At 73.6% G+C, this 26,192-nt stretch carries 23 protein-coding genes; 19 read left to right on the forward strand and 4 right to left on the reverse strand.

The window, feature by feature from the left end; genetic code table 11:
* Positions 1-132 (forward strand): integrase core domain-containing protein (locus DQ239_RS19150; protein WP_147252180.1); only part of this gene is annotated, 132 nt, incomplete at its 5' end.
* Positions 133-226: 94 nt separating this feature from the next.
* Here the strand turns inward: DQ239_RS19150 and DQ239_RS19155 are convergent.
* On the reverse strand, positions 227-601 hold the full coding sequence (locus tag DQ239_RS19155) for a Rieske (2Fe-2S) protein (protein ID WP_113836018.1): 375 nt from the start codon (positions 599-601) through the stop codon (positions 227-229).
* A 90-nt stretch (positions 602-691) separates the two neighbouring features.
* Between DQ239_RS19155 and DQ239_RS19160 the strand changes: the two genes are divergently transcribed.
* From DQ239_RS19160 to DQ239_RS19180, 4 genes are all read left to right on the forward strand, one after another.
* Entirely contained in the window at positions 692-2,749 is a 2,058-nt protein-coding gene (locus DQ239_RS19160) for a TPM domain-containing protein (RefSeq protein ID WP_233489497.1), read from the forward strand.
* A 78-nt stretch (positions 2,750-2,827) separates the two neighbouring features.
* Positions 2,828-3,583, forward strand: coding sequence for a VOC family protein (locus DQ239_RS19165; RefSeq protein ID WP_113836019.1), 756 nt, complete (start codon positions 2,828-2,830; stop codon positions 3,581-3,583).
* A 532-nt stretch (positions 3,584-4,115) separates the two neighbouring features.
* On the forward strand, positions 4,116-4,679 hold the full coding sequence (locus DQ239_RS19175; RefSeq protein ID WP_113836021.1) for a type II toxin-antitoxin system antitoxin SocA domain-containing protein: 564 nt from the start codon (positions 4,116-4,118) through the stop codon (positions 4,677-4,679).
* Positions 4,676-5,050 (forward strand): type II toxin-antitoxin system death-on-curing family toxin, encoded by a 375-nt coding sequence (locus DQ239_RS19180; protein WP_113836022.1) that lies wholly within the window; start codon positions 4,676-4,678, stop codon positions 5,048-5,050. Before DQ239_RS19175 ends, DQ239_RS19180 begins: the two co-directional genes overlap by 4 nt.
* A 71-nt stretch (positions 5,051-5,121) precedes the next feature.
* On the opposite strand, the gene DQ239_RS19185 is transcribed toward DQ239_RS19180, so the two are convergent.
* Positions 5,122-5,529: a pirin family protein gene (locus DQ239_RS19185; protein WP_233489498.1), complete on the reverse strand. Its 408-nt coding sequence runs from the start codon at positions 5,527-5,529 to the stop codon at positions 5,122-5,124.
* A 132-nt stretch (positions 5,530-5,661) separates the two neighbouring features.
* On the opposite strand from DQ239_RS19185, the gene DQ239_RS19190 reads away from it, so the two are divergent.
* From DQ239_RS19190 to mnhG, 12 genes are all read left to right on the forward strand, one after another.
* On the forward strand, positions 5,662-6,678 hold the full coding sequence (locus DQ239_RS19190) for a methylenetetrahydrofolate reductase C-terminal domain-containing protein (protein WP_233489499.1): 1,017 nt from the start codon (positions 5,662-5,664) through the stop codon (positions 6,676-6,678).
* A complete protein-coding gene (locus DQ239_RS19195; protein ID WP_233489500.1) occupies positions 6,675-7,475 on the forward strand; it encodes a class I SAM-dependent methyltransferase in 801 nt (266 codons plus the stop codon). The genes DQ239_RS19190 and DQ239_RS19195 overlap by 4 nt, the downstream gene beginning before the upstream one ends.
* A 10-nt stretch (positions 7,476-7,485) precedes the next feature.
* Entirely contained in the window at positions 7,486-9,099 is a 1,614-nt protein-coding gene (locus DQ239_RS19200; RefSeq protein ID WP_113836024.1) for a circularly permuted type 2 ATP-grasp protein, read from the forward strand.
* Entirely contained in the window at positions 9,093-10,043 is a 951-nt protein-coding gene (locus DQ239_RS19205) for an alpha-E domain-containing protein (protein ID WP_113836025.1), read from the forward strand. Before DQ239_RS19200 ends, DQ239_RS19205 begins: the two co-directional genes overlap by 7 nt.
* 7 nt (positions 10,044-10,050) lie before the next feature.
* Positions 10,051-10,938 carry a transglutaminase family protein gene (locus tag DQ239_RS19210; RefSeq protein WP_113836026.1) on the forward strand — a complete coding sequence of 296 codons (888 nt, stop codon included), beginning with the start codon at positions 10,051-10,053 and terminating at the stop codon, positions 10,936-10,938.
* Between the two features lie 44 nt (positions 10,939-10,982).
* On the forward strand, positions 10,983-12,803 hold the full coding sequence (locus DQ239_RS19215) for an ABC-F family ATP-binding cassette domain-containing protein (RefSeq protein ID WP_113836041.1): 1,821 nt from the start codon (positions 10,983-10,985) through the stop codon (positions 12,801-12,803).
* A 194-nt stretch (positions 12,804-12,997) separates the two neighbouring features.
* Positions 12,998-15,874 (forward strand): Na+/H+ antiporter subunit A, encoded by a 2,877-nt coding sequence (locus DQ239_RS19220; protein WP_113836027.1) that lies wholly within the window; start codon positions 12,998-13,000, stop codon positions 15,872-15,874.
* Positions 15,871-16,398, forward strand: a complete 528-nt coding sequence (locus tag DQ239_RS19225) for a Na(+)/H(+) antiporter subunit C (RefSeq protein ID WP_113836028.1) — start codon at positions 15,871-15,873, stop codon at positions 16,396-16,398. Before DQ239_RS19220 ends, DQ239_RS19225 begins: the two co-directional genes overlap by 4 nt.
* Positions 16,395-18,140, forward strand: a complete 1,746-nt coding sequence (locus DQ239_RS19230; protein ID WP_199583191.1) for a Na+/H+ antiporter subunit D — start codon at positions 16,395-16,397, stop codon at positions 18,138-18,140. Before DQ239_RS19225 ends, DQ239_RS19230 begins: the two co-directional genes overlap by 4 nt.
* On the forward strand, positions 18,137-18,730 hold the full coding sequence (locus tag DQ239_RS19235; RefSeq protein ID WP_233489501.1) for a Na+/H+ antiporter subunit E: 594 nt from the start codon (positions 18,137-18,139) through the stop codon (positions 18,728-18,730). The genes DQ239_RS19230 and DQ239_RS19235 overlap by 4 nt, the downstream gene beginning before the upstream one ends.
* Entirely contained in the window at positions 18,727-19,068 is a 342-nt protein-coding gene (locus DQ239_RS19240) for a monovalent cation/H+ antiporter complex subunit F (RefSeq protein ID WP_113836029.1), read from the forward strand. The genes DQ239_RS19235 and DQ239_RS19240 overlap by 4 nt, the downstream gene beginning before the upstream one ends.
* Entirely contained in the window at positions 19,065-19,514 is a 450-nt protein-coding gene (gene mnhG / locus DQ239_RS19245) for a monovalent cation/H(+) antiporter subunit G (protein WP_113836030.1), read from the forward strand. The genes DQ239_RS19240 and mnhG overlap by 4 nt, the downstream gene beginning before the upstream one ends.
* Before the next feature lie 24 nt (positions 19,515-19,538).
* Here mnhG and leuA read toward each other — a convergent pair whose 3' ends face one another.
* On the reverse strand, positions 19,539-21,272 hold the full coding sequence (gene leuA, locus DQ239_RS19250) for a 2-isopropylmalate synthase (protein WP_199583193.1): 1,734 nt from the start codon (positions 21,270-21,272) through the stop codon (positions 19,539-19,541).
* A 971-nt stretch (positions 21,273-22,243) separates the two neighbouring features.
* The gene (locus DQ239_RS19260; protein ID WP_199583195.1) at positions 22,244-23,836 is read right to left on the reverse strand and encodes a phospholipase D-like domain-containing protein; all 1,593 of its coding nucleotides are present in this window, start codon (positions 23,834-23,836) and stop codon (positions 22,244-22,246) included.
* 22 nt (positions 23,837-23,858) lie between these two features.
* Here DQ239_RS19260 and DQ239_RS19265 point away from each other — a divergent pair, with 22 nt between their 5' ends.
* Together DQ239_RS19265 and DQ239_RS19270 are read left to right on the forward strand one after the other, a co-directional pair.
* Positions 23,859-25,124 (forward strand): aspartate kinase, encoded by a 1,266-nt coding sequence (locus tag DQ239_RS19265; RefSeq protein ID WP_113836032.1) that lies wholly within the window; start codon positions 23,859-23,861, stop codon positions 25,122-25,124.
* Positions 25,121-26,173 (forward strand): aspartate-semialdehyde dehydrogenase, encoded by a 1,053-nt coding sequence (locus DQ239_RS19270; RefSeq protein WP_113836033.1) that lies wholly within the window; start codon positions 25,121-25,123, stop codon positions 26,171-26,173. Before DQ239_RS19265 ends, DQ239_RS19270 begins: the two co-directional genes overlap by 4 nt.
* Positions 26,174-26,192: the final 19 nt, after the last annotated feature.

The following is a 26,192-nucleotide window of genomic DNA, read 5'->3' on the forward strand; positions in this document are numbered from 1 at the left end:
ACCTCCGAGACCGCTCGCCGGGCTGCTCTGTCAGGCTGGCTGCACCACTACAACCACCACCGGCCCCACACAGCGCTCAGCAACCTCCCGCCGATCACACGCTGCACCAACGTCACCGGGCAGTACACCTAGTCCTCGTCGGTAGTTGATCATCGTCAGCTGGCTGGTCGCCACGCCGACGAGGGCAGCCAGATGCCGATGATCAGCTGAAGCCGGGAGTGCGCCCCTAGTCGAGGACGACGTCGTCGCCGCGGCGGACGGCGCGGCGGACGCGCAAGCGGGCCACCGAGCCGAGCAGCCGCACCAGCTGGGTGTAGCCCGGCGTCGGGCCGTGGTAGCCGAGGAAGCCGCGCGGCCCCTCGACCATCTCGCCGGTGCGGACGTCGTAGCGGCTCTGGTGCCAGGGGCAGACGAGGCAGCCGTCGGCGTCCAGGGTCCCCTCGGAGAGGTCGGCGAGCTGGTGCCGGCAGCGGCGGGAGACGGCGAAGTGCCGGTCCTCCCCGTCGGGGCCGGGACCGCGGTTGCCGACGGCCCAGTCGCCGACCCGGCGCACCGCCCCCGGCGGCAGGTCGGCGGCGGGGATCCGGTCGTCGTCGGGCACGGGCGCTCCTTCGGTGTGGTGGGGACCTACCGCGCGCCCCTACCCAGCGCACGACCGCCGGACCCACCGTGTCGTCGGTACTGTCGATCGGTGATCCGTGTCGAGGGAGCCGTCCGCCGGCTGTTCGTGGTCCTGGGCGCCGCCGCGGTGCTCGCCGTCGGAGCCGGGCCGGCCCTGGCCGAGGAGCCGTTCCGGCTGGGTGAGCAGATCGACGACCGGGCCGATGCGCTCACGGTGAGCGAGCAGAACGACCTCGCGGGGGCCATCGGGGAGCTGCGGACCGAGGACGGCATCCAGCTCTTCGTCGTCTTCGTCGACTCCTTCGAGCCGGGCACCGCGGACGAGTGGACCCAGGACACCTATGCCTTGTCCGGGCTGGGCGGGAACGACGCCCTGCTGGCGGTCGCCGAGGAGGAGAGGGAGTACGGCTTCTTCGTGCCCGACATCGCCGACGTCAGCCGCGCCGAGGCGGAGACGCTGGCCGGGCAGGCGGTCGAGCCGGAGTTCGCCGAGGGGGACTGGGAGGCCGGTGTTGTCGCGTTCGCCGACATCCTGCGCACCGGCGAGGCGCCCGACTCGGGCGGCTCGGGTGACTCCGGTGGCGGTGGCGCGCTGCTCGTCCTCGGCGCGATCGCCGTCGTCGGTGGCGGCGCCTACCTGGTGAGCCGCAACCGACGGCGGAAGGCGGCCGCGGCGCCCCCGCCGGTCACCCGCATCGAGCGGGCCGACCCCTACGCCGGTGAGTCGACCGAGCAGCTGCAGGGCCGGGCCAGCACCGCGCTGCTGGAGCTGGACGAGGCGATGAAGACCTCCCAGCTGGACCTCGACTACGCCCGCGCCCAGTACGGCGACGAGGCGGTGACCGGGTTCGACGCGGCGCTGACGGCGTCGCGGGACGAGTTGTCGCGCGCCTTCGCGCTGCGGCAGCAGCTCGACGACGACGTGCCGGAGGACGAGCCGACGACGCGGCAGATGCTCGGGGAGATGCTCCGGCTCACGCAGTCGGCATCCGCCCGGCTGGACGAGCAGGCCGGGGCCTTCGCCGAGCTGCGCGACCTGGAGAACACCGCACCCCAGGTCCTGGAGGCGCTGGCACCGCGCATCGCCCAGCTGCGCGCCCGCATCCCCCAGGAGGACCAGCGGCTGGCGGGGCTCACGGCCCGGTTCGCCGAGTCCGCCGTCGCACCGGTGCGCGGCAACGTGACCGAGGCGCAGGCGCGCCTGGCCGCCGCCGAGGCCGAGGTCAACGAGGCGCTGGACGCGCTGGGCGCCGGGCGTCCCGGGGACGCCGTGGGCGACATCCGGGCGGCCGAGGACGCCGTCGCGCAGACCGCCACGCTGCTCGACGCCGTCGGCCGGCTCGGCGCGGACCTGGAGGCCGCCGGCGGACGGGTGGCGGCGGTCCGGGCCGAGACGGAGAAGGACCTCGCCGAGGCCCGCTCGCTCGCGGCGTCGGGGGACCGGAGCGGCCTGCGCCCCCAGGTCGCCCGCGCCGAGGCCGCGCTGTCCGCGGCCGACGAGCTGATGGCCGGGGATCGCCCCGACCCGCTGGCGGCCCTGCGGCAGCTGGAGGAGGCCGACATCGCGCTCGAGCAGGCCCTCGTCGTCGCCCGGGACGCGGAGACCCAGCGACGCCGGGCCGCGGGCGCCCTGGAGTCCGCGGTGCTGACCGCGCGGTCGGAGATCGACGCCGCCGCCGACTTCATCGCCACCCGGCGCGGGGCGGTGGGGCCCGAGGCGCGCACCCGGCTGGCCGAGGCGCAGCGGCACCTCGACGCCGCCGTCGATCGTGGGCGCGACGAGCCGGTGGCCGCACTGCAGCAGGCGCACCAGGCGACGTCGCTGGCGCGCTCGGCCCTCGAGCGGGCCCAGGACGACCTGGCGGGCTGGGGCGGCTACGGCGGCGGCTACGGCGGTGGCTACGGCGGCGGTCCCGGCGGGTTCGGTGGCGGCTACGGCGGCGGGTACCGGCGCGGCGGCGTGGACCTGGGCAGCCTGGTGCTCGGCGGGATCCTGGCCGGCGGGAGCCGGGGTGGGTTCGGCGGCGGGTTCGGCGGCGGGGGGTTCGGCGGCGGCGGCTACGGCGGCGGGGGCGGCCGCGGCGGGGGTGGCTTCGGCGGCGGCGGATCGGCCGGCGGTCGCTTCTGAGCCCCCGCGCCGGGAGTCCTGGGAACTGTCGGACCCCGATGGCACCGTGACCCCCCTCACACATGGAGGAGGAGCGAGATGCCCACTCGAGACACCGCCTGGCCGGCCGGCACCCCCTGCTGGATCGACTACGGCGCCGGCGACACGGACGCCGCGAAGGGGTTCTACGGGGATCTGCTGGGCTGGAGCTGGACCGGGGGTGACCCGGAGTACGGCGGCTACTGGAACGCGGAGAAGGACGGTTCCCAGGTCGCCGGCCTCGGCCCGCTGATGGGCGAGGGCGACTCACCGGCCTGGACGACGTACTTCGCCACCGACGACGCCGCGGCGACGGCCGGCCGGATCCGCGAGGCCGGCGGCACGGTCGTGGTCGAGCCGATGGAGGTCGGGCCGATGGGCACGATGGTCATCGCGCTCGACCCGCAGGGGCAGGCGTTCGGGCTCTGGCAGTCCGGCACGCACACCGGTGTCCAGCGGTTCAACGAGCCCGGCACCCTGGTCTGGAACGAGGCGGCCGTCGAGGACACCGATGGCGCGAAGCGCTTCTTCAGCGCGGTGTTCGGCTTCGAGTGGGACGCGATGGACGGCATGGACTACGCGACCTTCCGCACCGGCGACCGTCCGCTGGGCGGCCTGGGGCAGGTGCAGCCGGGTCTGCCCAAGGGGTGGACCGTGTGCTTCGCCGTGGCCTCCACCGACGACGCGGTCGCCACGGTCGAGGGCGGCGGCGGCAAGGTCCTGCACCCCGCCGAGGACTCCCCGTTCGGGCGGTTCGCCGTGCTCGAGGACCCCTGGGGCGCCGCGTTCTCGGTCATGGAGCTGACCGGCGACTGAGCCGGGTCGTACCGGGTCCCCCGGCGGCCGTGGCCACCGGGGGACCGGAGCTCAGGAGTCCGCGGCTCGCCGCGAGGCGGCCGGGGGGTGCTCTGCCCCGTCTCGCCGGCGACCCCGCCGTGCGGTACCGGCTCGCGGCGGCCGTAGGTGGCCGGGATGGAGCCGCCTCGCCCGACTCCCTCGTCCGTCAGGAGATCGAGGCACGCCTCGGCGAGCCGGAGCCCACGTTCGACCCGGTCGCCTACGCCCTCGCGGTCGACCCGCCGCCCTTTTGGCAGCGGGCGCAATTGGCGGTTGACCAGCGGTTTCGCTCCTGCCGCTTGACTCCTGCCGCTAGGCTCCACTCCGTGACCCATGGAGAAGACGCAGGAGCCTAGCGGCAGGACCCGCGCGTCCCCGTCCCTCGAAGTAGCGACTTCGGGTTGAGAGCCTTGGCCTGCGAGCCGAATGTCGGAAGGTGCCGCTACCATTCGGCGTTGTGGGACGTATCCACAAAACCGTGCACGGGTTATCCACAGGCGAGGAGGTCGAGATGAGCACTACGACGGCGCGGAACGTCGCTGCCTACATCCTTGATCGCCTCGGTCCCATGTCTGCGCGGAAGCTTCAGAAGCTCACGTACTACGCCCAGGCATGGTCGCTCGCCTGGGACGGTCGCCCGCTGTTCGAGGATCGCATCGAGGCGTGGCGCGACGGCCCGGTCACGAAGTCCGTATGGAACTCCCACCGCGGGCAGTTCACGGTGGGCAGCATGCCGGGCGTGAAGCCGGACTCCCTCACCGACGACGAGATCAACGTTGTCGAGGCCGTGCTTGCCTTCTACGGCCCCTGTGATGGCGACACTCTGAGCCGGATGACGCACGAGGACGCCCCTTGGCAGGAGGCGCGAGGCGACCTGCCGGAGGGTGCTCACTGCGACGAGGAGATCAGTCAGCGCAGCATGCGCAACTTCTATGCGCGTGCGGCGCTGAAGGGAGCGAAGGCGCCGATCCGGCGCCCCAGCACCCACTTGGTCGACCCAGAGCTGACCGTCCGACTCGCTGAGGCGGAGATCAAGCGGTGGCGTCCGACCTTGGACTGGCTGGCTGTTAGGTGAGCTACTGCCTCGACATCGAGGCAGTAGTGGAGATCAACCGCGCTGTCACGGCTGGGGTCACGACTGTTCTTCAGCGGGGTCAACTTGAGTCCGCGCTGGGGCAGCCCCTTCAGACGTGGGGAGGTGAAGACCTCTACCCGACGATCTATGCGAAGGCCGCCGTGCTGGTGCGGGGGATTGTCGCCGCTCACGCCTTCCGCGACGGCAACAAGCGCACGGCCTGGATCGCCTGCGTGACCTTTCTCGGTCATGGAGGTCTCCGCTTCCGCGACCTTGCCGCCGAAGAGGCAGGGCAGTTTGTGCTGGATGTAGAGAGCGGTCGCCTCGACGTCGAGGACGCCGCGCTCTGGATCCTAGATCGCATCGAGTAGCAGGAGACGAAGTAGAAGCCCCCGTCCAGGAACCTCTGGACGGGGGCCTTTCGTTCTTTGGAGCTTAAGTGTCAGAAAGCGTCTGTTTCCGGGAGGACGTGCCCTAACCTGATGACCGCGCCGGCGGTCATCCATTGGGTGTCGCCGTTGCTGATCGTCCCGCCGCCGCCGTGGGAGTCGGCGTGCTCGAAGGTGCCGTCGATGATGTAGGTGACGGTCTCGAAACCGCGGTGCGGGTGCCACGAGGTGCCCTTGGGCTCACCGGGCGCGTACTCCACCTCGCCCATCTGGTCCATGTGGATGAAGGGGTCCAGGTCGCGCAGGTCCACGCCGGCGAAGGCCCGGCGGACCGGGAAACCCTCGCCCTCGAAGCCCGAGGGGGCGGTGGTGACCGAGCGGGTCCGGCGGCGCACCGTGCGCGGTGCCGGGAGCGGGACGCGGGCCAGCGTGGTGGTGTCCTCGACGATGACGGCGGGCATGCTGGCCTCCTCGGTTGAGAGCTCAACTAGCGGCGTCGTCGACCCACGCCGTCGACCGTTGCTTCCCCAGGGCCCGAGGTCACGCGGCGCGGTCCGGGTTTCGGGGGCTTCCGCAGCGGACAGGGCTGGACCGTGCCGGACCTCCTCCCACCCCGGCTCGGCTGCCCCAAGCGCATGGTGTTCGGCCCGTGCGGCGGCGTACGGGGCGACGGTCGGTGCGAGGTCGCCGAGCACCACTGCGTCTTCCTCGACGCCCCGCTGCCGGCCTGGCCCGAGCCCCCCGTCGCAGCGGGGGCGGCCAGCGCGCTGCTCGCCGCCGCCGCGCGCGGCCCCGTCGTCCTCACCGACCTGTCGACGGCGCCCTACGACGCCGACTCGGTGCGCCGGGTGGTCGAGGTGCTGGCACCGGTGTCCGACGCCCTGCTGGCCGGCGAGCACGCCAACCGGCCCGACGTCCCGCCCACGATGATGGCCGCCCGGGTGCACGACGCCGGGGGCCGGCTGTGGACGACGCTGGCCTGCCGCGACCGCAACCGCGTGGTGCTCGAGCAGGAGCTGGCCGGGCTGGCGTCCCTCGGCGTCGACGGCGTCCTGTGCGTCACCGGCGACGCGCGCGGCCCCGGTGTCCGGCCCGGGGTCAGCCAGGTCTTCGACCTCGACGGGCCACGGCTGGCCGCGCTCGCCGCCGCCACGGGCCTGGCCGTCGCGGTGCCCGAGTCGCCCGAGGCGCCACCGGTCGCGGCGCGGCCCGCCCGGGTCGCGGTCAAGCAGCGGGCCGGCGCGCAGCTCTGCGTGCTCAACCACGTGCGCACGCCGGCACGCGTGGCCGAGTTCGTCGACGCGGCGCGGGCGGCCGGGGCGACGCTGCCGTTCGTCGCCGGGGTCGCCGTCTACACCGACGAGCGCTCGGCCCGGGTGCTGCAGCGCTTCCCCGGGCTGCAGCTGGACGACGACCGAGTCGAGCAGGTGCTGGCCGCGCCCGACCCGCGGGCGGCCGGCATCGCCGCCGCGGTGGAGGAGGCGCGGGCGCTGCTGGCCGTCGACGGCGTCGTCGGGGTGAACCTGTCCGGGCTGGGCTCGGGCAGAGGTGAGGACGACGGTGCCCGCGTGAAGGCCGCCGTCGCGACGGAACTGAGGGGGACCGCATGACCGAACTCGAGAGCGAGGCGATGGAGGCGGAGTTCGACACCGTCGCCGGGTGGACCGAGGAGGCGGTGCGGGCGCTCGGTGCCCAGACCGCGATCCCGGCGGGCTGCCGGGGCAGCGGCAGCGAGGGTGCGCTGCGCTGGCTGGCCGACCGGCTGGAGCTGCGGCCCGGGGTCCGGGTGCTCGACTCCGGCGCGGGGGTGGGCGGCCCGGCCGCGTGGCTGGCCGCCGAACGGGGCGTGCACCCGGTCTGCGCCGAGCCGATGGCCGCCGCGGTGCGCGCCTCCCGGCGGCTGTTCGGGCTGCGGGCGGTCGTGGCCATGGGGCAGCAGCTGCCCTTCGCGGACGCCTCGTTCGACGCCGCCGTCTGCCTGGGGGTCCTGTGCACCACCTCGGACAAGGCTGGGGCGCTGGGTGAGCTGCGCCGGGTGCTCACCGACGGCGCCCGGCTGGGCCTGCTGGTGTTCGTCGCCGACGGGCCGCTGGGCTCGGCGCCTCCCGAGGGCAACGAGTTCCCGTCCGAGGCGGAGACCCGCGAGCTCCTGGCCGCGGCCGGGTTCGAGGTGCTGGAGGCCACCGAGGCCGACCTCGCCGACAGCCCGGAGGAGTGGACCCGCGCGGCCGACGCCGTCGACGCGGAGGTCGAGCGCCGGCACGGGCAGGACCCGGCCTTCCGCCAGGCGCAGGAGAACTCGGGGCGGGTCGGCCGGCTGCTGTCGGACGGCTCCCTGCGCCCGTGGCTCGCCGTCGCCACCGCCGTCGTCACCGTCCGAAACGCGCGGGACACATCCCCGAACTAGGTTCTCGCTCATGGCGGACCTCTTCGACGGCTACGTCCTGGGGCAGCAGTGGGACGAGATGTTCTGCGCCGTCGGGGACCCGCGTCCGGCCTACGCGGGCCTGTTCGCCTCGCTGCAGCCGATCGACGGCGAGGAGCTGGCCGCCCGGGCCGACCTGCTGAGCCAGACCTACCGCGACGCCGGGGTCACCTTCGCCCACGCCGGTGAGGAGCAGCCCTTCCCGCTGGACATCGTGCCGCGGGTCATCGGCGCCGACGAGTGGGACGTCATCGAGCGCGGCGTCGCCCAGCGGGTGCTGGCGCTGGAGGCCTTCCTCGCCGACGTCTACGGCGCCGGCCAGGTGTTCGCCGACCGGGTCGTGCCGCGCAGCGTGGTGACGACGAGCGCGCACTTCCACCGCCAGGCGCACGGGCTGGTGCCACCCAACGGGGTGCGGGTGCACGTCAGCGGTATCGACCTGGTGCGCGACGAGGCCGGCGACTTCCGGGTGCTCGAGGACAACCTGCGCTCCCCGTCGGGGGTCAGCTACGTCATCACCAACCGGGCGGCGATGAGCCAGGTGCTGCCGGAGCTCTTCGCCGACCACCGCATCCAGCCGGTCGACGACTACCCGACCCGGTTGCTCGCCGCGCTCAAGGCGTCCGCGCCCTCGAACGTCGCCGACCCGACGGTCGTCGTCCTCACCCCCGGCGTCTACAACTCCGCCTACTTCGAGCACGCGCTGCTGGCCCGGCAGATGGGCGTGGAGCTGGTCGAGGGCCGCGACCTGGTCTGCGCCGGCAACCAGGTGAGCATGCGGACGACGGACGGGCAGCGACGCGTCGACGTCATCTACCGGCGCATCGACGACGAGTTCCTCGACCCGGTGCACTTCCGCCCCGACTCGGTGATCGGCTGCGCCGGGGTGCTCAACGCCGCCCGGACCGGCCGGGTGACCATCGCCAACGCGGTGGGCAACGGCGTCGCCGACGACAAGCTGCTCTACACCTGGGTGCCCGACCTGGTCCGGTACTACCTGGGCGAGGAGCCGGTGCTGCAGAACGCCGAGACCTACCGGCTCGACGACCGGGACACCGTCGAGTGGGTGCTGGAGTCCCTCGACCAGCTGGTGCTCAAGCCGGTGGACGGCTCCGGGGGAAAGGGCATCGTCATCGGTCCGCGCGCCGACGAGAAGACGTTGGTGGAGCTGGCCGTCAAGGTGCGCGCCACCCCGCGGGACTGGATCGCGCAGAAGCCGATCGGGCTGTCCACGTGCCCGACGCTGGTGGGCGGCCGGATCGCGCCGCGGCACGTGGACCTGCGGCCGTTCGCGGTCAACGACGGCGAAAAGGTGTGGGTGCTGCCCGGCGGCCTGACGCGGGTGGCCCTGCCGGAGGGGGAGCTGGTGGTGAACTCCAGCCAGGGTGGCGGCTCCAAGGACACCTGGGTGCTCAGCCCCCCGCGGCCGGTGGGCGACGGCGACGTCGGAGACCCGGCGCGCGACCTGACCACCGTCGAGTTCACCCCGGCCGACCTGCCGGACGAGCCGTCGGTGCCCGACCCCGGCCCGCTCAACGACAACGCCCTCGCCCAGGCCCAGCAGCAACAACAGCTGTCCGAGCCGCAGGGGGGCGCGGGATGCTGAGCCGGATCGCGGAGTCGCTGTTCTGGATCGGCCGCTACGTGGAGCGCGCCGACGACACCTCCCGCATCCTCGACGTGCACACCCAGCGCCTGGTCGAGGACCCGTGGATCGACGAGCGGCGGGCGTGCGCCAACTTGCTGGCGCTGATGGGCTCGCCGGTCCCCGAACCGGAGGCCGACACCGAGCGGGTGCTCGCCACCCTCGCCTTCGACCGGACCAGCCCCAGCTCGATCGTGGGCGCGCTGTCGGCCGCCCGCGAGAACGCCCGGGGCGCGCGCGAGGTGCTGAGCGCCGAGATCTGGGAGTCGCTCAACGTCACGCACAACGCCCTGCCGCAGCAGCGCACGATGGCCCGCCGGTACGGCCCGCACTCGCTGTTCCGGTTCGTCCGCGAGCGCTCGGCGATGGTGTTCGGGCTGGCCGACGCCACGATGAGCCGCGACGAGAGCTGGCTGTTCCTCATCCTCGGCCGGTCGCTCGAGCGGGTGGACATGACCTCCCGGATGCTGTCGACCCGCGTGCTCGCCGGGGACGCCGCGCCGTCCTGGACGCTGGTGCTGCGCTCCACCGGCGCCTACGAGCCCTACCTGCGCACCTACCGCGGCGTCGTCGACTCCAGCCGGGCCGCGGAGTTCCTGCTGCTGGACCGGCTCTTCCCGCGGTCGGTGTTCGCCTCGCTCGAGCAGGCCGAGGCGTGCCTCGCGGAGCTGCAGCGCTCCACGGTCCGGGACACCGCCCGGGTCGGCGTGGCCGGCGAGGCGCACCGCATCGTCGGCCGGGCCCGCACCATGCTGGAGTTCATGAGCACGCCCGACCTGCTGGCGCAGCTGCCCGCACGGCTGGAGGAGCTCCAGCGCACCTCCTCGGCGGCCAGCGCCGCGGTGACCCACCGCTACTTCACCGAGCAGGCCCCGCAGGTGTGGGTGCCCGAGCAGGTCGGGTGAGGCGGCGATGACCCAGTTCCAAGCGCAGGCGCCGGTCGCGCGCACCCCCGGCTCGCGGTGGCGGCTGCAGATCGTGCACCGCACCCGCTTCCACTACAGCGGCCCGGTGCGCTCCTCCTACAACGAGGCGCGGCTGACGCCGGATAACAGCGCCCGGCAGACGACGCTGCGCTCCCGGGTGGAGATCGAACCCGGGGCCACCGCCTACCCCTACCGCGACTACTGGGACTCCACGGTCACCGCCTTCGACCTGCACACGCCGCACGCGGAGCTCGTGGTCACCGGGACGTCGATCGTCGAGGCCGGGCCCGACCTCGCCGCGCACGACCGGCTGGGCTGGGCGGCGCTGGCCGGGCGCGAGGTCCGCGAGCAGTTCGGCGAGCTGCTGGCCCCGACGGCGCTGACCGCCATCGACGACGACGTCGTCGCCGCCGCCCGGGACCTGGTGGGCGACGGCCGGCCCCAGGACGCCGGCCCGCTGGTGTGCGGGTTCGTGCACGACCACATGGAGTACCTGTCGGGCTCCACGAACGTGAAGACCAACGCGATGCAGGCCTGGCGGCGGGGCTTGGGCGTCTGCCAGGACATCACCCACGTCACCGTCGGCATCCTGCGCGCGCTGGGCATACCGGCGCGCTACGTCTCGGGCTACCTGCACCCGCGGCCCGACGGCGAGATCGGCGCCGCGGTGACCGGCGAGAGCCACGCGTGGGTGGAGTGGTGGGACGGCGGCTGGAACGGCTTCGACCCGACCAACTCCGTCCCGATCGGCAACCGGCACGTCACCCTCGGCCGCGGCCGGGACTACGGCGACGTCCCGCCCTTCAAGGGCCTGTTCTCCGGGCCGCGCAGCGAGGGGCACACGGTCACCGTCGAGGTCACCCGCCTCGCTTGATCCTGCTTCTCCGCGGAAAAGCAGGGGGGCGGATACTGGTGGCGATGAGCGCACCGCTGAACCTGGTCAACTTCGAGCGGGTGCACAAGGCATTCGGCACGACGGTCGTCCTCGACGACGTCTCCCTGGGCGTCGCCGCGGGCGAGCGGATCGGGGTCGTGGGCCGCAACGGCGGCGGCAAGAGCACGCTGATGTCCCTGCTCACCGGTATTGACGAGCCCGACTCCGGCCGGGTCACCCGCCGCGGCGACCTCGCGATGGGCGTCCTGGACCAGCTGGGCACCCTCCCCGAGGGGACGACGGTGCGCGACGTCGTCCTCCCCACGACCCTGTTCGCCAGCGAGCACGAGTGGGCCGCCGACCCCGCCGTCCGCAGCGTGCTCGCCGGGCTGGAGCTCGACCGGATGGGCCTGGACGCCCCGGTCGCCCCGATGTCCGGTGGCGAACGGCGCCGCGTGGCCCTGGCCGCCCAGCTCATCCGCCCGCTGGACCTGCTCGTGCTCGACGAGCCGACCAACCACCTCGACGTCGAGGGCGTCGCCTGGCTGGCCGAGTACGTGCGCTCGCGCCCCGGCGGGCTGGTCGTCGTCACCCACGACCGCTGGTTCCTCGACGAGGTGTGCACCACGACGTGGGAGGTCGCCGACGGCGCGGTGCACGCCTACGACGGCGGCTACTCGGCGTACACGCTGGCCCGGGCGGAGCGGGCGCGGATCGCCTCGGTCACCGAGGAGCGGCGGCTCAACCTCGTGCGCAAGGAGCTGGCCTGGCTGCGGCGCGGCCCGCCGGCCCGCACCAGCAAGCCGAAGTTCCGCATCGAGGCCGCGCAGGCGCTGATCGCCGACGAGCCGCCGCCGCGGGACACCATGGCGCTCCAGGGCTTCGCCGCCCGGCGCCTCGGCAGGACGGTCTACGACGTCGAGGACGTCTCCTACGCCGTCCCCACCGAGCAGGGCCCGCGCACGCTGTTCCGGGACCTGACCTGGAACGTCGGCCCGGGCGACCGGATCGGCATCGTCGGCGTCAACGGCGCGGGCAAGACCTCGCTGCTCAAGCTGCTCGTGGGGGAGACAGAGCCCGACTCGGGCCGGGTGGTCGTCGGTCAGACGGTGGCGGCGGCCTACCTGTCGCAGCACGTCGCGGAGCTGCCGCCGAAGGCGCGGGTGCTGGAGGCGGTGCAGGACGTCGCCCGGCTGGCCCGGATCGGCAACCAGGAGATCTCGGCGTCGTCGCTGGCCGAGCGGTTCGGGTTCGCGGCCAGCCGCCAGTGGACGCCGGTCGGCGACCTCTCCGGCGGCGAGCGGCGGCGGCTGCAGCTGCTCCGGCTGCTCATGGCCGAGCCGAACGTGCTGGTGCTCGACGAGCCGACCAACGACCTGGACATCGACACCCTCACCGCGCTCGAGGACCTGCTCGACACCTTCCCCGGCACGGTGCTGGTCGTCAGCCACGACCGGTACTTCGTGGACCGGGTCTGCGACACGGTGGTGGCGCTGCTGGGTGACGGCTCGCTCGCCGAGCTGCCCGGCGGGGTCGAGGAGTACCTGCGGCGCCGGGCGGCCGGCGGTGCCCCCCTGACGACGGCGGCCGGCGACGCGGGGCCGCGTCCGGTGGGTGCGCCGTCGACCGCGAAGTCCGCCGTCTCGGCCGCCGAGGCGCGCGCGGCGAAGAAGGAGGTCGGCCGGCTGGAGCGCCGCATGCTCAAGCTGGACGCCGACGAGCAGAAGCTGCACGAGCAGCTCGCCGCCGCCGCGACCGACTACGCGCGGGCGGCCGAGCTCGACGCCCAGCTGCGGGCGCTGCAGGCGGAGAAGGACGCGGTCGAGGAGGCCTGGCTGACCGCCGCGGAGCTCGCCGAGGGGTGACCCGTCGCCGTCCTCCCTCACCGCGGAGCGTCCTCCCTCACCGTGCACCGTGAGGGAGGACGCGCTGGGATCAGGTCACCTGATCCCAGCGCGGGAGCAGGCCCCGGAGACGGCCGGTAGCCTGGGGTCACCGCCGCCGGTCAGCCCTCGCCGTCTGTGGTCGTCCCCGAGCCCACCACGACTCCCGGAGACCTGTGACAGCGCTCCTCCTGGCCCACCTGATCGCCGCCCTCGCGGCGCCGGTCCTCGTGCGCTGGTGGGGGCGGCAGGCGTTCCTCGTCCTCGCCCTGGTCCCGGCCGCGGGCTTCGCCTGGGTGCTGGCCCAGCTGGGCACCGTCACCGACGGCGGCGAGGTGCGCGAGACGACGCCGTGGGTGCCGGCCCTGCACCTGGAGGTCGCGCTCCGGCTGGATGCCCTGTCGCTGACGCTGGCGGCACTGGTCACCGGGGTCGGCGCGCTGGTCCTGCTCTACTGCGCCCGCTACTTCGCCCCTGACGACGAGGGCATCGGCCGCTTCGCGGGCGTGATGACGGCCTTCGCGGGCTCCATGCTGGGCCTGGTCCTCGCCGACGACCTGCTCCTGCTCTACGTCTTCTGGGAGCTGACCACCGTCTTCTCCTACCTGCTCATCGGTGGCTCGGGCACCCGTCTGGCGGCCCGGCGGGCGGCGAGCCAGGCGCTGGTCCTCACCACCGCCGGCGGCCTGGCGATGCTGGTCGGGCTGATCATGATCGGCGAGACCAGCGGCAGCTACCTGCTGTCGAAGGTCGTCGCGAACCCCGGCGACGGACCGTTCCTCGTCGCGGGCACGGTCCTGGTGCTGGTCGGGGCGATCACCAAGTCCGCGCTCGTCCCGTTCCACTTCTGGCTGCCCGCCGCCATGGAGGCGCCGACGCCGGTCAGCGCCTACCTGCACGCCGCGGCCATGGTGAAGGCCGGCGTCTACCTGGTCGCGCGGTTCGCCCCGGGATTCGCCGAGGTGCCGGGGTGGCGGCCGATCGTGCTCGGGCTGGGGCTGGCCACCATGCTGGTCGGCGGCTACCGGGCGATCCGGCAGAACGACCTCAAGCTGCTGCTGGCGTTCGGCACCGTCAGCCAGCTGGGCTTCCTCGTCGTGCTGGTCGGCGCGGGCAGCCGGGAGATGGCCGCCGCCGGGCTGGCGATGATCGTCGCGCACGCCCTGTTCAAGTCCACGCTGTTCCTCGCCGTCGGCGTCGTCGACCACGCCACCGGCACCCGTGACCTGCGGGTGCTGTCCGGGCTCGGCCGCCGCCTCCCCGTGCTCGCCGTCGCCGGCGGGCTGGCCGGAGCCTCGATGGCCGGCATCCCGCCGCTGCTGGGCTTCGTCGGCAAGGAGGCGGCGTTCACCGCGCTGCTGGACGGCGGGCTGCCCGGCCGCACCGTCGCCCTGCTCGAGCTGACCGGCCTGGTGCTCGGCTCGGTGATCACCGCCGCCTACACGTTCCGCTTCCTGTGGGGCGCCTTCGCCCGCAAGCCCGGCTGCGCGGACACCGAGGTCGAGCACCCGCCCGGCCCGCTGCTGCTCGCCGCACCGGTCGCGCTGGCACTGGCCAGCCTGGTCCTGGGCCCGGCCAGCCCGCTGCTCGAGCCGCTGGCCGCCGGCTACGCCGACGCGCTGCCGCTCATCGCTCCCGAGGCCGAGAAGCTGGCGCTCTGGCACGGGCTGCAGCCCGCGCTGGCGCTGTCCGCGCTCACCCTGCTCGGCGGCTGGGGGATCTTCGCCCTCCGCGTGCCGATCAACCGCTTCCAGCGGCGGATGGCCGTGGGCGCCTCGGCCGACGAGGGCTACTGGAACGTGCTGCAGGGCCTCGACCGGCTGTCGGTGCTGGTCACCGGCACCACCCAGCGCGGCTCGCTGCCGGCCTACCTCGGCACGATCCTCACCGTCGTCCTCGCGCTGCCGGGGTCGGTGCTGCTCTTCCGGGCGCCGTGGCCGGGGGAGTGGCGGGCGTGGGACACCCCGATCCAGGCCCTCGTCGGCGCGGTCGTGCTCATCGCCGCGGTCCTGGCGCTGCGCATCCGGCAGCGGCTCTCCGCGGTGCTCGTCGTCGGCGTCACCGGCTACGGGATCGCCGTCCTCTTCGCGCTGCAGGGGGCGCCCGACCTCGCGCTGACCCAGTTCCTCATCGAGACGCTCACCCTCGTCGTCTTCGTCCTAGTGCTGCGCAAGCTGCCCAAGGACATCACCGACCGGCACCGCCCGCGCGAGCGCGCCGCCCGCGGGGTCATCGCCGTCGCCGTCGGGCTGCTCATGGCCTGCGTGGGTGCGGTCGCCCTCAGCGCGCGGACCGCGACGCCGGTCTCCGTGGACTACCCGGAGGAGGCCTACCGCTTCGGCGGGGGCCAGAACATCGTCAACGTGACGCTGGTCGACATCCGCGCCTGGGACACCCTGGGCGAGATCTCGGTGCTGGTAGTGGCGGCGACCGGCGTGGCCAGCCTGGTCTTCCTGCGCCGGCGCACCGGCGGGGTCGACCGGATCGACCCGGTGCAGCTGGCCCGCCGCACCGACAACCTGCGCCGGGCCCCCCGCGGTCAGTGGCTGGCGGCCTCGGCGGCCCTGGCGCCCGAGCGGCGCTCGGTGGTGCTCGAGGTGGTCACCCGGGTCCTCTTCCACACCATCGTCGTCTTCTCCGTCTACCTGCTGTTCAGCGGGCACAACGAGCCCGGCGGCGGGTTCGCCGGGGGGCTGGTGGCCGGCCTCGCGCTGGTGCTGCGCTACCTCGCCGGCGGCCGGTACGAGCTGGGCGAGGCCGCGCCGGTGGACCCCGGGCTGCTGCTGGGCGCGGGCCTGCTGTTCTCCGGCGGCACCGGCGTCGTGGGCCTGGCGCTGGGGGCCGAGGTGCTGCAGACGGCGATCCTCGAGACCACCCTGCCCGTGCTGGGCGACGTGAAGCTGGTGACCTCGCTGTTCTTCGACATCGGCGTGTACCTGGTCGTGGTCGGGCTGGTGCTGGACATCCTGCGCAGCCTGGGCGCCGAGCTCGACCGGCAGGTGGACGAGGACGACCCGATCGACGCGGCGCCCGACGAGGTGATCGTCCGATGACGCCCACCGTCGTCCTGCCGGTGATCATCGGCGGGCTCTACGCCGCGGGGGTCTACCTGCTGCTGGACCGCAGCCTGACCCGGGTGCTGCTCGGCGTCCTGCTGCTCGGCAACGCCACGAACCTGCTGCTGCTGTCCACCGGCGGCCCGAGCGGGCGGGCGCCGATCCTCGGCTACGCCGATCCCGAGGACATGAGCGACCCGATCCCGCAGGCGCTGATCCTGACCGCCATCGTGATCACGTTCGGGGTCTCGGCGTTCCTGCTGGCGATCATCTACCGGTCCTGGCGGCTGGTCCGTCAGGAGGTCGTCGGCGTGGACGAGGAGGACCGCCGGGTGGCCCGCCGCTCGAGCACCGACTCCGACGAGATCGACCCCGACGACCTGGACCCCGCCGACCGGCCCGCCGGCCACGCGGACAGCCTGCAGTCCGAGGCCGAGGTCGAGGCCCTGCTGGCGCAGCGGCGTCCCGGCGTCCCGTCCGACGACGTCGGGCTCCCCGTCGGCGAGGGGGGCGAGCGGTGATCAGCGTCCTGACCCCGCTGCCGGTGCTGCTTCCGCTGCTCGGCGCCGCGGCCGCGCTGCTCGTGGGCGGCCGGCACCCGCGCATCCAGCGGACGCTGAGCATCCTGGTGCTGTCGGCGGTGCTCACCGTCTCGGTGGTGCTGCTCGTCATCGCCGACCGCGACGGTGCCGCCGCGGTCTCGGTGGGCGACTGGGTCGTGCCGCTGGGCATCGTGCTCGTCGTCGACCGGTTGTCGGCGCTCATGCTGGTCGTCGCGGCGACCGTCGCGCTGGGCGTGCTCGTGTTCGCCGTCGGGCAGGGCTCGGCCGACGGCGACGAGGAGACGCCCATCTCGATCTTCCACCCGACGTTCCTGGTGCTCATCGCCGGTGTGGCCGCCGCGTTCCTCGCCGGCGACCTGTTCAACCTCTACGTCGGCTTCGAGATGCTGCTGACCGCCAGCTACGTGCTGCTGACCCTGGGCGGCTCGGCGCCGCGGATCCGCGCGGGCATCACCTACATCGTGGTCAGCCTGCTCAGCTCGCTGGTCTTCCTGGCCGCGATCGCGCTGGTGTACGCCGCGACGGGCACGGTCACCATGGCCCAGCTGGCCGTGCGGCTGGCCGAGCTCCCCGAGGGCACCCAGCTGCTGCTGCAGTCGATGCTGCTCATCGCCTTCGCCATCAAGGCCGCGGTCTTCCCGCTCTCGGCCTGGCTGCCCGACAGCTACCCGACCGCACCGGCCCCGGTCACCGCGGTGTTCGCGGGCCTGCTGACCAAGGTCGGCGTCTACGCGATCATCCGCACCCAGACGCTGCTGTTCCCGGGCGGTGCGCTGGACGACGTCCTCCTGTGGGCGGCGCTGGCGACGATGGTCATCGGCATCCTGGGCGCGGTCGCGCAGACCGACATCCGGCGCATCCTGTCGTTCACGCTGGTCAGCCACATCGGCTACATGGTGTTCGGCATCGCCCTGGCGACGACGGCGGGCCTGGCCGGGGCGATCTTCTACGTGGTGCACCACATCGCCATCCAGACCACGCTGTTCCTGGTCGCCGGGCTGGTCGAGCGGCAGGGCGGATCGACGGCGGTGGACCGGCTGGGCGGGCTGGCCAAGGCCTCGCCGCTGCTCGCCGTCCTCTACTTCGTGCCCGCGATGAACCTCGCCGGCATCCCGCCGTTCTCCGGCTTCATCGGCAAGCTGGGCCTGCTGGAGGCCGGGATCGCCGACGGCGGGTGGCTGCCGGTGGTGCTCGTCGCCGGCGGTGCGATGACCAGCCTGCTCACCCTCGTGGCCGTCTCGCGGGTGTGGAGCCGCGCGTTCTGGCGGCCGCCCGCGCAGGCCCCGGCCGACGACACCGCCCGCGCGGCCGCCGCGGACGCCGGACCGGAGCGCCGGCCCGCCCCGGTCGCCGCGGACGGGCACGGCGGCTCCACGGTCGTGGACGTCGGCGACGAGGACGCGCCCCTCCCGCAGGATCGCCAGGCCGCGCGCCGGGCCGCCTGGGAGCGGCACACCGCCGTCGCCACCGCGACCGCCCCGGCCGAGGACGGCCTGGACGGGGACGGTGCGGCCGGCCGCCGGCCGCTGCGTCCACTGCCGCGGGTCATGGTCGGGTCGACGGCGGCGATGGTCGTGGTGACCGTCGGGCTCACCGTCGTGGCGGGCCCGCTGTACGGGGTGGCCGAGCGCGCCGCCGGGGACCTGCGCGACCGCACGCCCTACATCTCGTCGGTCTTCGGCGGGGAGGAGGTCCCGTGAGCGCGGAACCCCGCCGCGAGGGCCTGCTCCACCAGCTGCGGCACCAGATCCCGCTCATGGCCTGGCTGGTGCTGGTCTGGATGCTGCTGTGGGGCACCTGGTCCTGGGCGAACCTGATCAGCGGGTCGCTGCTGGCCCTGGCGGTGACCGTGCTGCTCCCGCTGCCCCCGGTGATCGGTGGCACCCGGGTGCACCCGATGGGGCTGCTGGTCTACGTCAGCTACTTCGCGATGGACCTGGTGCGCTCGGCGGCGCTCGTCGCTTGGCAGACCATCCGGCCGCAGGGCATCGGCAACAGCGCGATCATCCGCGTGCAGCTGCGCACCGACTCCGACCTGCTGCTGACCATCGTGGCCGAGTCGCTCACGCTCGTCCCCGGATCGGTCGTCATCGACATGGACCGGGAGCAGCGGACGCTGTCCCTGCACGTCCTGCACGTGCGCGACATGGCCGACGTCGAGGCGCGCCGGGCGGCGGTGCTCGCCGAGGAGGAGCGCGTGGTGCGGGCCTTCGGGTCCCCGGACGAGATCGCCGCGCTGGCCCACCCGCCCGGGGCGGCGCCGGCCGGGACGGGGAGGAGGACGCCGTGAACGCCGTCTTCTACGCGGCCTACCTGCTGCTCGGCGGCGGCGCGCTGCTCACCCTGGTGCGGCTGGCCCGCGGCCCGTCGCTGCTGGACCGGGTGGTGGCCACCGACGTGCTGCTGGTGATCATCTCGGCGGGGCTCGCGGTGCACGCGGCGCTGGAGCGCGATCCGACCGTGGTGCCGGTGCTCGTGGTGGTGTCGCTGCTGGCCTTCGTCGGCTCGGTGTCGGTGGCCCGCTACATCGGCGGCATGCTCGTCTCCTCCACCGGTGACGGGCAGGACGTCGGGCTCCCGCTGGCCGCCGAGGAGCGGGCGGCGCGGGCCGCGGAGGGGGAGCGATGAGCGAGATCGAGGGCGTCCGCGACGTCGTCGCCGTCGGGCTGCTGCTCGCCGGGTCGTTCCTGTGCCTCACCGCCGGGCTGGGGCTGGTGCGCTTCCACGACGTCCTGACCCGGATGCACGCCGGCACCAAGCCCCAGGTGCTGGGCATCCTGCTGATCATGGTCGGCGGAGCGATCCGGCTGGAGGGCTGGTCGGCGACCTGGATGCTGCTGCTCGTGGCGGTCTTCCAGATGCTCACCGCCCCGGTCAGCGCCCACATGGTCAGCCGGGTGGCCTACCGCCGCCGGCACGTGCGCCGCGACCTGCTGCTGGTCGACGAGCTGCGCACCGGGGAGGCCTCGGACCGGTTGTACCGCGGGGACGAGCCGGCCGACGCCCCGCCAGAGGATCCCGCGCGGGCGCTGGTGGAGAGCCGCCGCGAGGACGGGGACCTCCCGCCCGGCTGAGCAGGAGGTCCCCGCCGCCGCGGGTCAGCGCTGGGCGCGGTTGACCGCGGAGACGACCGCGCGCAGCGAGGCGGTCACGATGTTGGCGTCGATGCCGACGCCCCAGAGGATCCGGTCGCCGACAGCGCACTCGACGTAGGCGGCGGCGCGGGCGTCGCCACCGGCGGAGAGGGCGTGCTCGGCGTAGTCGAGCACGCGGACGTCGACGTCGATGCTGCGCAGGGCGTCGACGAACGCGGCGATCGGCCCGTTGCCTCTGCCCTCGAGGGTCACCGGTACGCCGCCGTCGACCAGCTCGACGACCATCTCGTCGGTCTGGTCCCCCGTCGCGGTGTGCCGGTGGCCGGTCAGGCCGAACCGGCCCCACGGGGCGTCGGGGTCGGGCAGGTACTCGTTGGAGAACGCCGCCCACATCTGCTGGGCGGTGACCTCGCCGCCCTCGTCGTCGGTGTGCTGCTGGATGACGGCGCTGAACTCGATCTGCAGCCGGCGGGGCAGGTCGAGGTGGTTCTCGGTCTTCATGATGTAGGCGACGCCGCCCTTGCCGGACTGGCTGTTCACCCGGATGACGGCCTCGTAGCTGCGGCCGACGTCCTTGGGGTCGATCGGCAGGTACGGGACCGCCCAGGGCATGTCCTCGACCGGCTTGCCGGCGGCCTCGGCGTCGGCGGCCAGGGCCTTGAACCCCTTGTTGATGGCGTCCTGGTGCGAGCCGGAGAAGGCGGTGTAGACGAGGTCGCCGCCGTAGGGGTGCCGCTCGTGGACGCCCAGCTGGTTGCAGTACTCGACGGTGCGGCGGATCTCGTCGATGTCGGAGAAGTCGATCTGCGGGTCGATGCCCTGGCTGAATAGGTTCAGGCCGAGGGTGACCAGGTCGACGTTGCCGGTGCGCTCGCCGTTGCCGAACAGGCAACCCTCGATGCGGTCCGCGCCGGCGCGGTAGCCCAGCTCGGCGGCGGCGACGGCGGTGCCCCGGTCGTTGTGGGGGTGCAGCGACAGGACGACGGAGTCCCGGCGGCCCAGGTTGCGGTGCATCCACTCGATCTGGTCGGCGTAGACCGTCGGCTCGGCCATCTCGACCGTCGCCGGCAGGTTGAGGATGGTCGGCCGGTCGGGGGTGGGCTCCCAGACGTCGGTGACGGCGTTGCAGATCTCGACGGCGAAGTCGAGCTCGGTGCCGGTGAACGACTCGGGGGAGTACTCGAAGCGGATGTCGGTGTCGCCCATCTGCTCGGCGAACTTCCGCACCACGCGCGCCCCGTGCACGGCGATGTCGACGATCCCGGCGCGGTCGGAGTCGAAGACGACGCGGCGCTGCAGGGTGGACGTGGAGTTGTACAGGTGGACGATCGCCTGCTTCGCGCCGCGCAGGGACTCGAAGGTGCGCTCGATCAGCTCGTCGCGCGCCTGGGTCAGCACCTGGATGCAGACGTCGTCGGGGACCAGGTCGTCTTCGATCAGCTGGCGGACGAAGTCGAAGTCGGTCTGGCTGGCCGCGGGGAAGCCGACCTCGATCTCCTTGTAGCCCATCCGGACCAGCAGCTCGAACATGCGGCGCTTCCGGTCGGGCGTCATCGGGTCGATGAGGGCCTGATTTCCGTCGCGCAGGTCGACAGCGCACCAGCGCGGGGCCTGGGTGGTGACCTTCTCCGGCCAGGTGCGGTCGGTCAGGACGACGGGGGTGAAAGGCGCGTAGCGGTGGATCGGCATCCGGGAGGGCTGCTGCGGATGGCGTACGTGCGGGTGCTGCTCGGACACGGTAGGGCTCCTCTGGCGCGGGCTGGACTCAGCTCCGGTGGGGCGGTCAGCGGCGCCGGGAACGCGCTCGGTCACGGCAGACACCGCGGCGAGGGGGCCGACCTAGGAGAGGGCCTCGCCGCGGCGGGTAAGCAGGAGGCTGCCGCGCACGGGCCCACGGTAGCAGCGGGTCAGCCCACGTCGCAGCAGCACGGGCACTGCTCGGCGTGGACCGGGCGACCGGACCAGTCGTCGACCTCGTCGCACGCCGGCGGGCAGGTGCAGGTGAACGGCTCCGCCCCACCCACGTCACCGGCTGCCACACGCCGCTCCCGTTCTTCTCGGGCCCGCTGCCCGGCGGCGCGTCGACGAGCCGCCGCCCGGTCCGACGGTGAGTCGCCGGCGACGGCCACGTCGTGGTCCTCGGGGACGCCGCACCCTGCGCGGCGCCGGTCACGGGCGGACCGATCGAGTTCGAAGGTGAACCAGGGTTGCGGCCGATCCGGGCGGTGCTCCCAGCGGTCGGGGACCTCGTCGCTGTGCAGGCTGTCGAGGTGGGCCGGCAGGTGTCGCCAGGCAGCGTCACGCGCCCCGTCCGGGGTCATGGGCGATAGCTCCCTGCCGTCGGCGTCCACGAGGGCGATCCGGAGGCCCGCCAGGGCAGCTGCGTCCGCCAATCGGCGCGCGGGAAGATCGCGGACCCCCGCCTCCGCTGCAGCGAGCGTCGACTTGGGAACGCCCAGCCGCTCCGCGAGCTGACGCTGCGATAGGTCCGCGGCGCGGCGGATGCGGCGGAGCCAGCCGGAAAGCTCGAAGGACACGCTCCAGCTTCGGGTCCGACCGCGCCGCTGGGGAGCGCACGAGTGCTGTTGTGGACAGTCGGCCCCTGCCCACAGGTGTGGGCAGGGGCCGACTGTGCGGCGCAGTACTTCTGGGGTGCCGCGGGGTCCGACTTCTGGGGTGCCGCGGGGCCCGGCCGGCGGGGTGAGTGATCAGAACTGCTTGCGGAGGCGCAGGCGGAGGGGGCGGCCGTCGGGGTCGTCGACGAGGCGGTAGACCGGCGTCGCCCACAGCCGGGTCCGCCACGGGAGCGGCTCGGCGGAGTGCACCCGCAGGCGCCCCGGCGGGCGGGGGCCCTGCCGGCCGCCGGCGTGCCACGCGTCGAGGGCGGTGGCGCGCTCGGCCAGCGTGGCGACGAACCGGTCCGGGTCCAGCAGCGCGTCGTCCTCGCTGCCGTCGGCCGCCAGGTCGAGGTGCTCGCGGCCCAGCTCCAGGCGCAGGTCGCGGGCGAACGTGCGGGCGCCGTCCCCGAGCCCGCCCGGGTCCCGGGGCTCGCGGGGGTCGAGCGTGGTGTCCAGGACGGCGCTGGAGAGCTCGCTGTCGTGCGTCCAGGAGCGCCGGTTGAAGTTGTCGCTGCCCACGCTGGCCCACGTGTCGTCGACCACGCACACCTTGGCGTGCACGTACACGGGCGTGCCCTCGTGGTTCTCCACGTCGAAGACGTGCACCCGGCCGGCACCCGCCCGGCGGACCAGCTGCAGCGCCTGCCACCGGCCGACGTACTGCGGCCGCTCGGCGAACGCGCCCTCCTGATCGGGGACGCGCGGCACCACCACGACCAGGTGCAGCTCCGGGTTGTCCCGCAGCGCCTCGGCGAACAGCTGCGCCACCTCGCCCGACCAGAGGTACTGGTCCTCCAGGTAGATCAGCCGGCGCGCCCGGCGGACCGCCTTGCTGTAGCCGCGCGCCACGGAGCGCTCGCCCTCGGGGGCGAACCGGTAGCGCGGCCGGATCGACGGATAGGTCCGCAGGTTCTGCACGACGTGCGGGCCGGCCTCCGGCGGCGGCGGGAGCTGCGGCGGCAGCGGGTCCCCCTGCACCTGGCGGTGGTGCAGCTTGTCGTACAGCCACGCGATCGGATGGTCGCTGTCCGGGCTGGTCGGGTCGCTCCACCGCTCGCGGAACACCGTGTCCAGCACGTGCACGGCCGGACCGCGCAGCTCCAGCTGGACGTCGTGCCACGGCGGCGTCGGCCCGTAGGCGCTGGCCATCGCCACGGTCTGCCGGTCACCGCGGTGGTCGGCGTCGTCCCGGCGGCTGTGGCACAGGTCGATGCCCCCGACGAACGCCACGTCCCGGCTCGGGTCCTGGTCGTGCCGCAGGACGACGAACTTCTGGTGGTGGCTGCCGCCGCGGCGCACCCGCTGGTCCAGGACGACGTCGCCGCCGCCGTGCTCGATCTCGATGTCGAGCGCCCGGTTCTCCTCCTTGCTGAACGACGCCCGGTCCATGTGCGAGCGCCACACCAGCCCCCGCACGCAGACCCCCCGCCGCAGCGCGCCGGTGAACAGCTCGGCGACGGTCGGGCCGCCCTCGCGCAGCAGCTGGTCGGGGTCTCCCCGCCAGTCGGTGAACCACAGGTGGTCACCCTCGTCGAGCAGCTCCACCGCCTCGACCAGCCGGTCGAAGTACGCCGCCCCGTGGAACAGCGGCCGCGCGAGGTTCCCCGTCGTCCAGGCGGGCAGGCTCGTGGCGGGGTTGCCCCGTTCCTCGGCGCTGAGCAGCCAGTCCTCCGGGGCTTCCACGGGGCGAAGGTAGCCTGAACCCGTGGCCCTCGTCGTCCAGAAGTACGGCGGCTCCTCCGTCGCCTCCGCACAGCACATGAAGCGTGTCGCCGAGCGGATCGTCGCCGCCAAGAAGAACGGCGACGACGTCGTCGTCGTGGTCTCCGCTATGGGCGACAGCACCGACGAGCTGCTCGACCTGGCCGGTCAGATCACCGACGAGCCGCCCGGCCGCGAGCTCGACATGCTGCTCACCGCGGGCGAGCGGATCTCGATGGCGCTGCTCGCCATCGCCATCTCCACGCACGGCTACGAGGCGCGGTCGTTCACCGGCTCGCAGGCCGGCGTCATCACCACCGGCAGCCACGGCAAGGCCCGGATCATCGACGTGACGCCCGGCCGGCTGCGGTCGGCGCTGGACGAGGGCTCGATCGTGATCGTCGCCGGGTTCCAGGGCGTCAGCCAGGACACCAAGGACATCACCACGCTCGGCCGCGGCGGTTCCGACACCACGGCCGTGGCCGTCGCCGCCGCGCTGGACGCCGACGTCTGCGAGATCTACACCGACGTCGACGGCGTCTTCACCGCCGACCCGCGCATCGTCCCGAACGCCAAGCGGCTCGACACCATCACCTACGAGGAGATGCTCGAGCTGGCCGCGTCCGGGGCCAAGGTGCTCATGCTCCGCTGCGTCGAGTACGCCCGCCGCTACGGCATCCCCGTGCACGTCCGCAGCTCCTACTCACAGCTCCCCGGCACGACCGTGTCCGGCTCGATGGAGGACCTCCCGGTGGAACAGGCGATCATCACGGGCGTCGCGCACGACCGCTCCGAGGGCAAGATCACCGTCTACGGGGTGCCGGACCGGCCGGGCGAGGCCGCCCAGCTCTTCCGCGTCCTGGCCGACGCCGAGATCAACATCGACATGATCGTGCAGAACGTGTCGGCCGAGGCCAGCAAGCTCGCCGACATCTCCTTCACGCTGCCCAAGAGCGACGGCCCCGCCGCCCTGGCCGCCCTGGAACGCGTGAAGCACACCGTCGGTTACACCGACGTGAGCTTCGACCAGCACATCGGCAAGGTGTCGCTGGTCGGCGCCGGCATGCGGTCGCACCCGGGCGTCTCGGCCAAGTTCTTCGGCGCTCTGGCCGACGCCGGCGTGAACCTCGAGCTCATCAGCACCTCGGAGATCCGCATCTCCGTGGTCTGCCGCGACACCGACGTCGACATCGCCGTCCGCGCGGTGCACGACGCGTTCGACCTCGGCTCCGACGTCGAGGCCGTCGTCTACGGAGGGACCGGACGATGACTGCGTTCGACGCCAGCGGCCTGCGGGTCGGCATCGTGGGCGCGACCGGCCAGGTGGGCCGCGTCGTGCGCGAGATCCTCGCCGAGCGGAACTTCCCACTCGCCGAGCTCCGCTTCTTCGCCTCGGCGCGCTCGGCGGGCACCACCCTGCCGTGGGCCGGGGGCGAGATCACCGTCGAGGACGCCGCCACCGCCGACCCCACCGGCCTGGACATCGCGATCTTCTCCGCGGGCGCCACCACCTCCCGCGCGCAGGCGCCGCGGTTCGCCGCCGCCGGCGTCACGGTCATCGACAACAGCTCGGCCTTCCGCCGCGACCCGGAGATCCCGCTGGTCGTCAGCGAGGTCAACCCCGGCGACATCGCCCAGGCGCACGGCCGGATCATCGCCAACCCGAACTGCACCACCATGGCCGCGATGCCGGTGCTCAAGCCGCTGCACGACGAGGCCGGCCTGGTCCGCATCGTCGCCAGCACCTACCAGGCGGTCTCCGGCAGCGGCGTCGCCGGCGTCGAGGAGCTGCACGGGCAGGCGAAGGCCGTCGTCGACAAGGCCGACGCCTTCACCCACGACGGCTCGGCGGTCCCCTTCCCCGACCCGGTGACGTACGTCGCGCCCATCGCCTTCAACGTGCTGCCGATGGCCGGCTCGGTCGTCGACGACGGCAGCTTCGAGACCGACGAGGAGCAGAAGCTCCGCAACGAGAGCCGCAAGATCCTCGGCATCCCCGACCTGCGGGTCTCGGGCACCTGCGTGCGCGTCCCGGTCTTCACCGGGCACTCGCTCTCGCTGAACCTTGAGTTCGAGCGGCCGATCAGCGTCGAGCGGGCCACCGAGCTGCTCGCCGCGGCGCCGGGCGTGGAACTCTCCGACGTCCCGACCCCGCTGCAGGCCGCGGGCCGCGATCCCAGCTACGTCGGCCGGATCCGCCAGGACCAGAGCGTGGACGGCGGCCGCGGCCTGGTGCTGTTCGTCAGCAACGACAACCTGCGCAAGGGCGCGGCCCTCAACACCGTGCAGATCGCCGAGCTGCTGGCCGCGAGCCGCTGACATCACCGGTGCGACGGTG

Source organism: Blastococcus sp. TF02-09 (assembly GCF_003319105.1).
GTDB lineage: Bacteria > Actinomycetota > Actinomycetes > Mycobacteriales > Geodermatophilaceae > Blastococcus.